This window comes from Sporolactobacillus putidus, assembly GCF_014647035.1.
GTDB classification, from domain to species: Bacteria; Bacillota; Bacilli; order Bacillales; family Sporolactobacillaceae; genus Sporolactobacillus; species Sporolactobacillus putidus.
On record NZ_BMOK01000001.1, the window covers coordinates 141,950 to 155,746 of the forward strand.

Here is a 13,797-nt window from a genome sequence, read left to right on the forward strand (position 1 = left end):
CCTGGTCAAACCGGCTGTGAAAAAACAGAATCAAACAGTCCGATTAGCCGGGTTTTGTGATCCCAGACCGTTTTGAAAGCCTGCAAGTCCTGATCTCTCTGACTGTCTTCCGAAGCGTTGGACAGGGAATCGACCAGCCAAAACCACTCGGACGGGTCAAACCACTCGGCGCGGACAAGATCGGCTGTTTCCCGGTCGGGTACCCCTTTCTCCTTCAAACACAAAAAAAAGCTGCGAACGCTTTCTTCCCCGCTTTCCCTGAACCCATCTAAAAAAAAACGGGCAAGCCCGCGGTATCCGTTAACGGGCGCCTTCTGGCCAAACTCGATAAATAGTGTATCAAGCAGCGACCTGCTGTCCCCCAGTGAAAATGTATCCGGCAGAATGACCGACTCGCTGCGGCGGCTGTGCCTGCTTCTCAGAGAATCCGCCTGCTCCGCCCTTTCCCGGACTGACGGATAGCATGCCGCGGCAAGTTTTCCGGTACTTCCGGAAAATAATCCCGTCTGCCTGTACTGTTCAAATATACTTTCTGCGTGCTGCCGGATGACGGTAGATTTTTCATGATTATTGACCGAGTCCCTGCTTTTCGCAACCAACGTGGAAACGGTCTCGGCCCAGATCGGTTCATTTCCGGACAGAGTGGCTCTTTCCAGCGGAGCATCATGGCAAGTCACCGCAAAGCGTCCGAGCCGGATAAACGGATTTCCGGACTGCGTCACGTACATGCGATCAACAAAAAAACGATCATTGATCAGCTTCATGCGCCAGCTGACATGTCTTCTTAGAAGCCGCTCATCATTCCAGACACGTATTTTCTTCAGTCCTCTTTCCGTTTCAACAATCATCGGCTGCTCTTTAATCACCTTCAGCTGACGAAAATGATAGTTCGCCTGCAGCGCAGAAAACAGAATCTGCAGATTATCATTCATCCTTGTTTCCTTTTGCTCTCCCGGGAATATAAAGAATCTGTCCGGCCTCGATATTGCCCGAAGACAGTTCGTTTCTCCTCAGAAGACTCGTCACGGGGACCTGGTAACGCTCAGAAATGCTCTCAAGCGATTCTCCCGCTTGGACAATGCAGATCTTTACTCTTGTCTGCTGCTCGGCGTCGCTTCCGGCAAGCACTTTTGTCAAATAAAGACTGTTCGCTTCTTCCGGCCCTGATGTCTGCTTTTCATTCTGCAGATTCCCGGCAGAATCGTTCTCCCCGGTTTGGCCGGCCTCAATGGGTGCAGACGAAGCATATCGGCCCGCCGCTCCGCTGTCCGGACGTCCGAAAGCGACCTGAGGCGTGCTCTCTTCCCCTGCGGGTTCAGGCCTGCGAAAAGCTTCGTATTGAAATTCTTCAGCTTCCTGATCCTCATCATACTCAACTTCGCGGTCCGTCGGCATCGGATCAAAGTCATCTGAATAATCATCAATTTCTTTGGGAAGCTGCAGCAATTCATTGTCTTCTTCCTGATCGTCAAACCGCTTCTGTGCTTTTTGCGCTTTTTTATCAGCTTTCCCCGCAGGTTCGTGAACTTTAGGGGCCTCCTTTTTGGCCTTTTCCGGCATGAGCTTTGCCTTTTCTACCTTCTTTGTGACATTTTCCGGTATGCTCTTCGCCTTTTCCACCTTTTCCACCTTTTCCGGAATATTTTCCGGCGGGTTTTCAGCCTTCCCCTGCGCCGAAGGACCCTTTTCAGCTTTCTTCATTTTTGGTTCGGCTGCTTTCTTCTTTTCGGCAGGCTTGGCAGGCTTTTCAGTTACAGGCGCCGGAACTGCGGCTTCAGGCTTTTCCGGAGGCTGCGCCTTTTTTTCGCTGCGGCTCTGATTGGTCAGCCCGGTAATGGCAATATCGGCCTGAAGCTGAATATGGCGGTGTTCGGACAGTTCATAATCAAAAGACTCAATCACGACGAAAAGTTCATCCAGATTCGGCACCCGGTCTACCGGAATCGTGATATCAATGGGAAAATGATGTTCCAGAACCGCTGTTCCGGACGTTGTTTCGGTGATTTCATCAATCGTTCGAAAAGGGGCGGTCTTGTCCTCAACAGCATCCGCCGGAATTCTCGTCGGTGTATATTCTCCGGTCAGCCTGAGAAACCCTTTAATGGTCACATCGTTCCAATTTTCCTCAACAGTAATGTCCGGCTCCAGCGCCATGGACAGTATTTCTTCGGCTGGCGCGTCGTCCCGCAGCCATACCGATTCATTTATTGAAAACTGCAGACTTTCGCTCGAAGATTGAGACATCCTTTCCACCCTCTCATCCATTCTTATTACAGATCTATGCATGAAGACAGGATTTATGCTCAGCCCCGACACAAAAGGGGCCAAACAAAAAAGCGCTGCTCGGCAGCGCGTCAGGGTTAAACGTGAACGGGGATACGGATGTCGTTCATGTTACATTTAGATCTTCGGCTCATTTCCGGAACCGGAAAAGAGACATTGATTCATCATGCATTTTGAAGGAGCGTACCAGTATTGAATAAATATATACAAGCCATATTGTGCTATATACAAGATAAAGAGCTACTTTTATACTTTTGGGCAGCCACACAAACACAAAACTCCACGATACGCCGTTGAATAGAATGTATGGAATTAGATATATTGCATAACTGAGTCCAGCTACAAAAATTAAGGATATAGTAAAAGCTAAAATACTTCTTTTACTTATATCTAATTTTCTTTCCTTTCTAAATATCTGTATTAATGCTTTGATAGTAAAGTATAGAGTAATAATTATTATTAAACCAGTAATGACAATAACTAAAACAGAGACATTATCTGTAGTTTTATTTATATCTTTTACGTCGGTATTATCCACTTTACTTTGAAGTATTTCATTAATTCCTTGTCCAATTTTTGCCACATATTCCGAATTAATATTGGCAAGTATCGCCACTCCAATTTTTTCTTCTGGTCTAAATACAATAAATGAAGAATAACTTGGATTATTCCCCCTATGAGAAATCTCTCCACTACCGCTTTGGTATACAAACCATCCATCTGCATAGGATGATCCATCAGCTAAAGGAGATGTTCTACGACTTGGCTGCTGTGAAATTTTGATCAAATTTTTACTGAAATTAGAATCACTGGATGTTCCCAATTGAATCTTAAGCCATTTCCCCATATCTTCAGCATTAGATAAAATATATCCGGCTGGCTTATTCCCTCTGTAAACTGGAGCTTCGTATAGACTCGGTTTTAAAAAAGCTAGTTTGTACCCTTTTGTCATTGAATCATCGGTTACTTGTCCTCTATCTAGATATGTATTGTTTAAATTCATAGGTTTTAGAACAGAATCCTCTATATACTTTTCATAGGAACTACCAGTAACCTTTTTAATAATTAAGCCTAGTACATCATAATTTATAGTAGCATATTGATATTTTTCTCCAGGCTTACTATCTAGATTAATACCCACCAATGTTCTAACGGTTTTCTCTAATGCGTTGTCTTCATTTGAACTTGGTATTTTATCTATAGTATTATAAGGTATTCCACTGGTGTGGTGGAGCAATTGTTCTATAGTTATTGATGCATCTTTTCCCTCATATTTAACTTTTAACCAAGGAATATACTTGGTTACCTTATCCTCAAGTTTGATTAGTCCATCTTTTTGCAGATTCAAAATACCTAAAGCAGTAAAGGCCTTACTATTGGATCCAATTTCAAATATAGATTTAGATGTAACGGGTGTTTTATTTTCCAAATCAGCATATCCGAATCCTTTTTGATATACTGTCTCATTGCCTTTTACTATTACCACAGACAAACCTGGAATTTTTCCTTTATCCATATTGTTTTCTATTAAATTCTGTATCTTCTCATTTGAGTCCTTATTTAAATTATTTATCCCATTACTTTCATTCTCTGCTGCATAAATTTTAACTGATTGGAAGAGTGCACTAATGAGAATACCAAAAGTCATAAATACTATAAATAATTTAATGGCTTTTTTCATATCATCTTACTCCATCCTTAGTTTAGTTTTTTAACTTAATATTATAAGTTTTACTTCTAGGCTTGTAATTATTTAAAGTGGACCCCATTGACAAGACACAGATAGGCGTTTCGGCTTCTCTTACTAAGAAGTTTAACATTTTCTTTTGTAAGTTCCGAAGCAGTCCTCTCACTTGCGGATGATCGATGTTTCTGCGCACTGGATACTGGTTATGATCAGTGTGCCTGATCAAGCGGTTTACAAAAATCTCTGAACAGGTTTAGGGCGTTTTCACTGCTCAGCGGAAAATCATAGCGTTCAGGTTCCTTTTGGAACATCTGCCGCCGGAAATCGCTGGTTATTCATTAAAAAGTCGTCGGCTTATTCAAAGAATCATCAGTAAACGGCAGATTATCAACAGTAATATCAAAAGAATCAACAGTAAATCGCCGTTTATCATCAGTAAAGTTAAAAATATCAACAGTAACGATCAAAGAATCAATAAGTGTGAATAATCAGAACACAATTTGAGTTTCATTTATGCCTTTGACTCTTCCTGCCGTCTGAACGCTTCCTTCAGTCCGCCGTCACACCTTCAGATGACGGGAGGGGTGCCCCGTTACATTTTTTCAAGATAAACACCCTCGTCTTTCTTCCATTCACAGTAAAAGATGTCCTTGTAACGATCGATATGGCGGCTTTGAAGTGTTTTTAGCAGCCATTCTTCGTTCAGCCCTGCCTTTTCCAAGTTTTCCCAGTCAACCTTGCCGTCGCTGATTAATGTTACCGGCAAGTATACCGGTTTTTGCCGCTGCTCGATCTGAAGCTGCTGCTCAATGTCGGCATTTGTCGGCGTCGCATATTTCGTTTTTTTCAACACGCTGACTGTCCCGTCGGTCTCGAGAATAGCGTAAGCCACTTCTCTGACGGAGAAGACATCTTTCTGTCTGAGCAGGTTCTGAAGCATGTTCATATCCAGTTTTTCTTTTTTCATCGCCTCCCGGTCAATGTGCCCGTTCCGGATAACGATGGACGGACTTCCTTCAAGAAAACTTCTTGTACCCCTGAACTTTTGCGTACACCACTCCACGGCATAGATCAGACTCCCCCACAAGGCGATGGAGAACAGGATTGAACTGATTTTGATATCTTTGTCGTAAAGCGCATTGCCGACAAATTCTCCAAGAACAATTGCGGAAATAAAGTCAAAAGGCGTGATCTGCGAGAGCGTCGCCTTCCCCAGTATTTTTGTCATAACAAATAAGGCCGCAAAGCCAATCACAAGTTCAAATGCTATCGATACAAAATGCATGCCTCTCACCCTCGATAAACTTTTTAAAAAAACACCTTATTATTGTGATTCAATTTCTGAAAAATATTTACCGAATGCCTGAAGTTATCCGCCGCTAGGTGAGCAAAAACGGTTTTGAGAGTAAAAAAATAATCCCCGCACAAAAAGGCAGGGATTTTCTTCTGGGTTTGTTGATGAACAATCATTATTCCGATTCTGCAATACGTTTGAAGGCAATTTCTGCAGCGGCAATGGTTTTTTCAATATCGTCATTCGTATGCTTGGTCGACAGGAATACGCCTTCGAACTGCGATGGCGGCAGAGAGATCCCCTGCTCGACCATCGCCGCAAAATAGTTTCTGAAGTGATTGAGATCGGATGATTTCGAACGTTTATAATTAATAACTTCCTGATCGGTGAAAAAGAACCCCATCATCGCGCCGGCCTGGTTGACCGAAAGCGGAATGCCGTATTTTTCTGCGGCGGCTTTGTACCCTTCTGACAGACGGTCCGCCTTCTTCCGGAATTCTACATAATCATCCGGTTTCAGCTGCGAGAGCGTCATATAGCCTGCCGCCATGGCAAGTGGGTTTCCCGACAAGGTGCCCGCCTGATAGACAGGACCTTCCGGTGCGACCTGCTTCATAATGTCCCGCCGGCCGCCGTACGCGCCGACCGGCAGCCCGCCGCCGATCACTTTTCCGAGCGTCGTCAGGTCGGGTGTCACGCCATAATAACCCTGGGCGCAGTCATAGGCTACACGGAAGCCTGTCATGACTTCGTCAAAGATCAGTAGTGAGCCGTATTCTTTTGTGATTTTACGCAATGCCTGCAGAAAACCGGGAACTGGCGGAACGACGCCCATGTTTCCCGCGACCGGTTCAACAATGATGCAGGCAATATCATGGCCATACTGTTTGAACACGTCCGCAACGCTCTCCACATCATTGTAGGGCACGGTCAAGGTATCTTTCGCCAGCTGAGCCGGGACCCCGGGACTATCCGGAAGACCAAGCGTGGCGACGCCGGATCCGGCCTTTATCAGTAATGAATCGGAACTCCCGTGATAGCTTCCTTCAAATTTCAGGATCTTCTCACGTCCGGTGTAGCCCCGGGCAAGCCGGATCGCACTCATCGTCGCTTCAGTCCCGGAGTTCACCATGCGCACCATCTCTACGGAAGGAACACGCTCAATCACCAGTTCGGCCAGTTTCGTTTCAAGCACATGAGGCGCTCCGAAGCTTGTCCCTTTTTCCGCTGTCTTCTTGATAAATTCAATGACTTTTTCATCGGCGTGTCCGAGAATCAGCGGTCCCCAACTCAGGACGTAGTCGATGTACTCATTGCCGTCAAGATCATAGATCTTTGAACCTTTGCCATGATCCATATAGATTGGATTCAGGTCCACGGACGGGAAGGAACGGACCGGGCTGTTGACCCCGCCCGGCATCAAGGGTTTCGCTTCTTCGAACGCGGCGATTGATTTTTTAAATTCCATCGTTCACACTTCCTCCCCGAGCCAGCGAACAGCGTCCTTCGCATGATATGTAATAATCAGGTCGGCACCGGCCCGTTTCATGGCCGTCAGCGACTCCAGAACCACCGCCTTCTCGTCGATCCAGCCGTTTTGCGCCGCCGCTTTGACCATCGCGTATTCACCGCTGACGTTATAGGCGACAAGCGGCAGGTTGACGTTGTTGCGTACATCGCGGAGCACATCCAGATAAGGAAGGGCAGGTTTGACAATGATGAAATCGGCACCTTCCCCGACATCCGAAGCCGCTTCCCTCAGTGCCTCCCGGCGGTTTGCCGGATCCATCTGATACGTTTTTCGGTTGCCGAATTTCGGCGCGCTCTCCGCAGCGTCGCGAAAAGGTCCGAAAAATGCCGACGCATATTTGACTGCATAAGACATGATCGGAATATTGGCAAATCCCGCCTCATCAAGCGCATGGCGGATAGCCATGACGAATCCGTCCATCATATTCGACGGGGCGATGATATCAGCACCGGCCTCCGCCTGGGAAACTGCCGTTTTGGCCAGATATTCCAAGCTCTCATCGTTGTCCACGTCCCCGTCATGAATAATGCCGCAATGTCCGTGATCCGTATATTCGCACATGCACGTATCGGCAATGACAACGAGTTCAGGATAGCTTTTCTTTGCCTGGCGGATCGCTTCCTGTACGATCCCGTGTTCATCGTAGGCCCCGGAGCCGACAGCATCTTTTTCTTTCGGGATGCCGAAAAATATTACTGACGGAATGCCGAGTCCGACCACTTCCGACAGTTCTTCATCCAGGCGGTCCAAAGAATACTGGAAGACATTCGGCATGGATGGAATTTCTTTTTTTATGCCTGTCCCTTCGGCCGTCACGAAAATCGGATAAATAAAATCGGATGGTCTGAGAAATGTTTCACGAACCATTTTTCTTAAAGTATCTGTCCGGCGAAGCCTGCGGTGGCGATCAAATTTTAATGGATTCATCTTGTCATGACTTCCTTTTTTTGTAGTAGTCGGCTAATGCATCGATCATATCGTTTGCGGTAAAGTTTGCGGGAACGGCATCAGGGGGACAGCCCAGTGATTCCAGCGCCTGTGCGGTTACGGTTCCGATCGCCGCAACAGCGCACGTGTCCAAAGCTCTGCGCCACAAACTTTCATCCAATAATTCGGTAAAAAAACGAACAGCAGAGGGACTGGCAAAGGTGATCGCGTCAACACCGTGCGCTTCCACTGTGTCCGCAAGAACTTTTTTGGCAGAAACATTCGGAACGGTTTCGTACAGCACCCGGCCCGTCACCCCGACGCCCAGCTTTCTGAGTTCGTCAAGCCAGGACGTATCCGCCATCGAGCCGAGCGGCACGGCGATCCGCGCCGCTTTGAGGCGTCCGCTCCTAAAAGCGGCGACCACACTACGTGCAGTGAACCGTTCGGGAATAAAATCCGCCCTCAATCCAAAGGTTTCGAGCGCCTGGCCGGTTTTTTTTCCAACGGCAGCCAGCTTGACCCCTTTTAATCGATCCGGATCATCCAGCGTGCTCATAAAAAAATCAAGCGCGTTTTTGCTTGTCAAAACGATCCAGTCGGCCATCCGGACCGAGTCGAGCCAGGCGCGTTTTTCCTCTTCCGAGAGCCCGGCCTTCCGGTAGCCGATGACCGGGACGGCGACCGGCTCTCCTCCATGATATCGGATCCGTGCGCACATCGAAGCCGACTGGTTCCCGGCTCTCGTGACAAGCACACGTCTGCCCCGCAGCTCCGATCCCATCCTTCTCCTCCCCCAATCCCTGCTGCTTAATTGCTGAATTCGGATAAAATTTTTCCGGCACCGCGCGCAAGCAGTTCGCCGGCGGCCTGAGTCCCGAGAACATCCGGATCGGTGCCTTCCAACCTTGTCTTCAGAACCGTCGCGCCATCCGGAGAAGCGACCAGCCCGGTCAGCGCGAGCCCGGTATCCCCTTTACACTCGCAAAAGGCGGCGATCGGCACCTGGCAGCCCCCGTTCAGTTTTTTTAAAAAGGCACGTTCGGCCCGGACGGTGACAGCCGTCTCCTCATCGTTAATCTTTTTCAGAAGGGCTTTTAATTCCGCGTCTCCGGATCTGCACTCGATCGCCAGCGCACCCTGGCCGACCGCCGGCAATGAAACCCCGAACGGAAGATACTCCGCAGTTTTGAGTTCGGGAAGCCCCATCCTTTTCATTCCTGCCGCGGCAAGAACAATGGCATCGAATTCCCCGTTCTTCAGCTTGGCCATCCTTGTGTCGACGTTGCCACGTACGGACTGTACCCGCAGATCAGGACGAAAATGAAGGAGCTGAGCCGCACGGCGGAGGCTGCTCGTCCCGACAACGGCCCCTGAGGGCAGTTCTTCAAGAGATGCGCCGTTTCTGGAAAAAAACATGTCGCGAGCATCCTCGCGCACCGGAACCGAGGCAATTTCCAGACCGTCCGGCAGCTCCGCCGGCATATCCTTCATGCTGTGGACAGCAAAATCAATCGTTCCGTCAAGCAGCGCCTGCTCGATTTCCTTGACAAACAGCCCCTTGCCGCCGACTTTTGACAGGGTTACATGTAAAATTCTATCACCCTTCGTCACAATGTGCCTGATTTGAAAATCAAAATCAGGCGACAGACCCGACAGCGCCCCGATCACATAGCGGCTCTGAATGAGGGCCAGTCTGCTCTTCCTTGATCCGACCAGAATCGTTCTCATTGCCATTCCCCATTTCTCTCTTCCGAAAAACAAGTAAACAAAGTTTCATCTTTTCAGGTTACTGCACATTAAATAAAAAAATCTGCTGATCCGTCAAAGTACGGACCCGCGCAAGGGCAGGCGGCAATATTTTTAACCGTAAGCAGTGCAGGCGCTGCTACAATTTTCATGTGTGCGTTCCAAGCATTTGCCGCTCCGGCTTTTCTTTTTTGGGCACGGACGCGGCGAAAGGTGTCTTGTCCTGCTCGCCGCTTACTTCATCTGCAATATTGAAGATGTCGATAAAAAGATCCATGACCTCCTTGCCGTTTTTTTCCCCGGCAAATTCCTTGACTTTATTAATCGGATCACGAAGCAGCTGATTGATGATGCTTTTCGCGTGTTTGCTGATCACTTTGCGTTCGTGTTCCGTCATCTCAGGCAATTTGTTCTCTATGCTTTTCATCGTTTCCGAATGAATGGAAAGCGCTTTGTTCCGGAGAGCGGTGATCACGGGAACGACTCCCAATGTCCGCAGCCATCCGGCGAATTTGTCCAGCTGTTCATCAATCATAGGTCCGATCAGCAGGGCCGCTTTTCTCCGCTCTTCCAGATTTGACGCCACAATATTTTCCAGGTCGTCAATGTCGTAGAGGTACACACCGTCGAGTAGTGCGACGCGCGGGTCGATGTTGCGCGGAACCGCAATATCGACAAAGATAATCGGCTTCCCGCCGCGCCTGGCGACGGCATCTGAGACATCGTTTTGTGACAAAATAAATTCAGGGGCAGACGTCGAGGTGAGCAAAATATCCGCCTGATCCATAAATCGGCTCAGTGATTCGAAGGGGACGGCTCTGCCTCCGTATTGTCCCGCCAGACTTACTGCCTTCTCCATTGTCCGGTTCGCAACCGTAATATGCGAGGCGCCGCCGCCGACCAGATGTTTCAGCGCCAATCTGCTCATTTCACCGGCTCCGATCATCAGTATCTCTTTATCTTCCAGTGGTCCGAACGTGTTCCTGATCAGTTCCACTGCCGCATAGCTCACAGAGACAGGATGATCGTTGATCTGCGTTTCGGCCTGGGCACGTTTTGCAACGGTCACCGCTTCTTTGAACAATTCGTTAAAAAAGGTCCCGGTTGTCCCCGCCTTCTGCGCCGTAAGAAAGCCGTCCCTCACCTGCCCCAGAATCTGCGTTTCGCCGAGAACCATAGAATCCAGCCCGCACGCGACCCGAAACAAATGGTTGACAGCTTCCCGATCTTCCTTTACAAACAGAAACGGCAAAAGATCCTCACGGGAAATATGAAAACAGTCCGCGAAGAATTGTTTCGTATAATGACGGCCGGTATGCAGCTGATCGCTAACCACATAAAATTCCGTCCGGTTGCAAGTTGAGACGATCACATCTTCAAAGATGCTTTTTGTATCCCTCAGTTTTGTCAGAGTTTCTTCAAGATCCGATGCCGTCAATGTCAGTTTTTCCCTGACGTTGACCGGAGCACGGTGATGATTCACTCCAACTGCCAGAATATGCATCAAGCTCCCCCCGCTATTCATTACTTCCTGATTATGCGGCAAAACATCTGATTGAGATGTTAAGTAACTGTCTTACCTTAAGATAGCAGTTCAGTGTTACAAAATCAAAGATCCGCGCTTACACCCACTCATTTTACCGTATATTTCACAAAAAGTTCAAACAAAGACCTTATCGTACAGTAAACGCAATGATTTATTTGAGAAATGGTTCAAGTATACGCCATGCATCGTCTTTTCCCGCGCCGGTAACGGATGAAAAGAGGAGCAAAGGCTCGTCAGCCCCAAGGCCCAAATCATGAATGATCATTTGCTTTTGTTTCTGATGCTTCCCTTTCGGTACTTTATCCGCTTTTGTTGCGACCGTGACGATAGGACGGCCGAAATAGTCAAGATAATCATGCATCTGCACATCTTCTTTAGACGGCGGGTGACGCAGGTCGACAAGGTGAACGACCGCGCTCAATTCGCTCCGCTGTGAAAAATAAGCTTCAAGCATCTTTCCCCAGGCCTCTTTTTCTTTTTTTGACACTTTCGCGTAACCGTACCCCGGCACATCGACAAAGTAAAAAGATCCATTTATTTTAAAATAATTCAGTTTCTGCGTCTTCCCCGGTTTCTCAGAGGTTCTGACCAGACTGCGCCGGCCAAGCATTTTGTTGATAAAAGAAGATTTGCCGACATTTGAACGGCCGGCCAGCGCAATTTCGGGCAGTCCGTCCGTGGGATACTGTGCCGGCCCGACCGCACTGATGATATATTCCGCTTGTCCGATTTTCAAAACTTTTCCTCCTTCCGCCCAACGCATTTTTCACTAAAAAACACAAAAAGGGCGATGAACGATGGTCATCGCCCCTTCACAGGAAACAGCGATTCTTCACGTCCGATATAAATTGCATCTGCAACAATTTTATCGCAAGTGATTTCAGCTGTCCATGAAACGGGTAAAACGTCTGATATGAGCCGTGAGGCATCTGGATTCTGTTAACTGTCTTTTCGGACTCTCGAAGATGCGGATCGTGCGGAAAGCGACCGGTCAAGCAGCGCAGTTGAAAATGAAGGACTCTCCTGTCCGTCCCCTGCATTTTCCTCAGGGAGCAGGGCCAGCTCAAGCACCTCTCGCAGCGTGTCGACAGGAATCACTTCAATTTTCTCGTTATGTTTCAGTGATTCCTGCATGTTTTCTCTCGGTATCATGACACGTCCTGCGCCGGCTTCGGCAGCAGCCTCGACTTTGGCCGCCACGCCGCCGACAGGTTTAACCTGTCCGTGAAGCCCCAGTTCACCCGTCATCGCTATTCCGGAATCAACCTTGCGCCGAAGAATAGCCGAGCACACCGCCACCGCCATTGAAATGCCGGCGGACGGACCATCGACAAGTGCCCCGCCGGGAAAGTTGACATGAATATGGTACTTATAAGCTGAGAAACCCATTCTGTTTAAAACCGTCAGCACATTTTCAACTGAACCGCGTGCCATACTTTTTCGTGTGATCGATCGTCCCGACGAGCCCATCGTCTCTTCTTCGGCGATTCCTGTAATGGTCACGCTGCCGCCGTGACGGCTTTTCACGGCGGCAGCCTCAACTTCGAGAAGCACGCCCCGTCCGGGCCCGTAGACGGCAAGACCGCTGACCAGACCGATCTGGGGCTTGGCCTGAACTTTGCGGTTCGGTTTCGGCACCAGCCGGCTGGCGTTGATTACCCATTCGATCTCAGCCAGACCAATTCTCCGCGCCTTTTCATTATGAGCGATCGTCATTCCGGCTGCGATCTGCATCATATTGACGGCTTCACGGCCGTTTTTCGCGTACTCCGCTATTTTTTCCAGACAAACCTGCGGCACTTCCAGATTGAGTTTGTCCGCTGCGCGTTTAGCAATCAGTTGAATATCCGGATGGCTCAGTTCATTAAAGAAGATTTCGAGACAGCGCGAGCGAATTGCAGGCGGAATCTCCTCCGGACGGCGGGTGGTCGCTCCAATCAGCCGAAAGTCGGCAGGAAGGCCCTTCTGAAAAATTTCATGAATGTAGTTCGGAATCTGACGGTTTTCTTCACTATAATAAGCACTTTCAAGAAACACCCTACGATCTTCCAGCACTTTCAGCAATTTATTCAGCTGAATCGGGTGAAGTTCTCCGATTTCATCGATAAAGAGAACGCCGCCGTGGGCATGGGTGACCGCCCCTTCTTTCGGCTGGGGAATACCGGCCTGCCCCAGTGCTCCAGCCCCTTGATAGATGGGATCATGCACGGAGCCGATCAGCGGGTCGGCAATGCCCCGCTCGTCGAATCTGGCCGTTGCTCCGTCCAGTTCAACAAAAGGCGCCGAGCTCTTAAAAGGAGAATCCGGATTCCGCTTCGCCTCTTCGAGAACAAGACGCGCGGCCGCCGTCTTGCCGATCCCGGGCGGTCCATAGATGATCACATGCTGGGGATTCGCACCGCAGAGGGCCGCTCGGAGCCCCAGAATCCCGTCTTTCTGTCCGATCACATCCTCCATTGTTCTCGGCCGTATGCGTTCAGACAACGGTTCGGACAATGATAGGCTGTTCATTTTTCTGAGTTGTTCCAGTTCTTTTTTGGATTCTTTATCGATAGAAATTCTCTGTACATGCTGATTGTGCAGCAAATTCCAAAAATACAGCCCGATGATAGCACCGAAAAAAATTTGAGTAAAGATCAGCAAAACCATCCAGTTCATCTGTCTACCAGCCTCCCGGCAAGAGAGAGCTGCCCGGCCGCTCGCCGGCTGAACAGCCGTTCCCGCTTCTTTTAATGGCCAGTATTGCCAAGCCCGGCTGGAGATAAACAAAAGTGAATAAT

General features: G+C 48.6%; 11 protein-coding genes. All 11 read right to left on the reverse strand.

Features of this window, described 5'->3' with window-relative positions; genetic code table 11:
* Positions 1–5: 5 nt before the first annotated feature.
* Positions 6–932: a hypothetical protein gene (locus IEX81_RS00775; protein ID WP_188800842.1), complete on the reverse strand. Its 927-nt coding sequence runs from the start codon at positions 930–932 to the stop codon at positions 6–8.
* Positions 925–2,244: a LysM peptidoglycan-binding domain-containing protein gene (locus IEX81_RS00780; RefSeq protein ID WP_188800844.1), complete on the reverse strand. Its 1,320-nt coding sequence runs from the start codon at positions 2,242–2,244 to the stop codon at positions 925–927. The genes IEX81_RS00775 and IEX81_RS00780 overlap by 8 nt, the downstream gene beginning before the upstream one ends.
* A 169-nt stretch (positions 2,245–2,413) precedes the next feature.
* A complete protein-coding gene (locus IEX81_RS00785) occupies positions 2,414–3,964 on the reverse strand; it encodes a serine hydrolase domain-containing protein (RefSeq protein WP_188800846.1) in 1,551 nt (516 codons plus the stop codon).
* 598 nt (positions 3,965–4,562) lie between these two features.
* On the reverse strand, positions 4,563–5,255 hold the full coding sequence (locus IEX81_RS00790; RefSeq protein WP_188800848.1) for a DUF421 domain-containing protein: 693 nt from the start codon (positions 5,253–5,255) through the stop codon (positions 4,563–4,565).
* A gap of 184 nt (positions 5,256–5,439) precedes the next feature.
* Positions 5,440–6,732 carry a glutamate-1-semialdehyde 2,1-aminomutase gene (gene hemL / locus IEX81_RS00795; protein WP_188800850.1) on the reverse strand — a complete coding sequence of 431 codons (1,293 nt, stop codon included), beginning with the start codon at positions 6,730–6,732 and terminating at the stop codon, positions 5,440–5,442.
* Positions 6,733–6,735: 3 nt separating this feature from the next.
* Positions 6,736–7,722 carry a porphobilinogen synthase gene (gene hemB / locus IEX81_RS00800; protein ID WP_188800852.1) on the reverse strand — a complete coding sequence of 329 codons (987 nt, stop codon included), beginning with the start codon at positions 7,720–7,722 and terminating at the stop codon, positions 6,736–6,738.
* A 4-nt stretch (positions 7,723–7,726) separates the two neighbouring features.
* On the reverse strand, positions 7,727–8,506 hold the full coding sequence (locus IEX81_RS00805; RefSeq protein ID WP_188800854.1) for a uroporphyrinogen-III synthase: 780 nt from the start codon (positions 8,504–8,506) through the stop codon (positions 7,727–7,729).
* 26 nt (positions 8,507–8,532) lie between these two features.
* On the reverse strand, positions 8,533–9,453 hold the full coding sequence (gene hemC, locus IEX81_RS00810; protein WP_188801417.1) for a hydroxymethylbilane synthase: 921 nt from the start codon (positions 9,451–9,453) through the stop codon (positions 8,533–8,535).
* 166 nt (positions 9,454–9,619) lie between these two features.
* Positions 9,620–10,975 carry a glutamyl-tRNA reductase gene (gene hemA / locus IEX81_RS00815; protein ID WP_188800857.1) on the reverse strand — a complete coding sequence of 452 codons (1,356 nt, stop codon included), beginning with the start codon at positions 10,973–10,975 and terminating at the stop codon, positions 9,620–9,622.
* Positions 10,976–11,168: 193 nt separating this feature from the next.
* On the reverse strand, positions 11,169–11,753 hold the full coding sequence (gene yihA / locus IEX81_RS00820; RefSeq protein ID WP_188800859.1) for a ribosome biogenesis GTP-binding protein YihA/YsxC: 585 nt from the start codon (positions 11,751–11,753) through the stop codon (positions 11,169–11,171).
* A gap of 203 nt (positions 11,754–11,956) precedes the next feature.
* On the reverse strand, positions 11,957–13,675 hold the full coding sequence (gene lonB / locus IEX81_RS00825) for an ATP-dependent protease LonB (protein ID WP_188800861.1): 1,719 nt from the start codon (positions 13,673–13,675) through the stop codon (positions 11,957–11,959).
* Positions 13,676–13,797: the final 122 nt, after the last annotated feature.

What these genes read in the sequence shown, in the direction of transcription:
- IEX81_RS00775 (WP_188800842.1), bottom strand. Translation starts at nt 932, where the DNA reads ATGAATGATAATCTGCAGATTCTGTTTTCTGCGCTGCAGGCGAACTAT.
- IEX81_RS00780 (WP_188800844.1), bottom strand. Translation starts at nt 2,244, where the DNA reads ATGTCTCAATCTTCGAGCGAAAGTCTGCAGTTTTCAATAAATGAATCG.
- IEX81_RS00785 (WP_188800846.1), bottom strand. Translation starts at nt 3,964, where the DNA reads ATGAAAAAAGCCATTAAATTATTTATAGTATTTATGACTTTTGGTATT.
- IEX81_RS00790 (WP_188800848.1), bottom strand. Translation starts at nt 5,255, where the DNA reads ATGCATTTTGTATCGATAGCATTTGAACTTGTGATTGGCTTTGCGGCC.
- hemL (WP_188800850.1), bottom strand. Translation starts at nt 6,732, where the DNA reads ATGGAATTTAAAAAATCAATCGCCGCGTTCGAAGAAGCGAAACCCTTG.
- hemB (WP_188800852.1), bottom strand. Translation starts at nt 7,722, where the DNA reads ATGAATCCATTAAAATTTGATCGCCACCGCAGGCTTCGCCGGACAGAT.
- IEX81_RS00805 (WP_188800854.1), bottom strand. Translation starts at nt 8,506, where the DNA reads ATGGGATCGGAGCTGCGGGGCAGACGTGTGCTTGTCACGAGAGCCGGG.
- hemC (WP_188801417.1), bottom strand. Translation starts at nt 9,453, where the DNA reads ATGAGAACGATTCTGGTCGGATCAAGGAAGAGCAGACTGGCCCTCATT.
- hemA (WP_188800857.1), bottom strand. Translation starts at nt 10,975, where the DNA reads ATGCATATTCTGGCAGTTGGAGTGAATCATCACCGTGCTCCGGTCAAC.
- lonB (WP_188800861.1), bottom strand. Translation starts at nt 13,675, where the DNA reads ATGAACTGGATGGTTTTGCTGATCTTTACTCAAATTTTTTTCGGTGCT.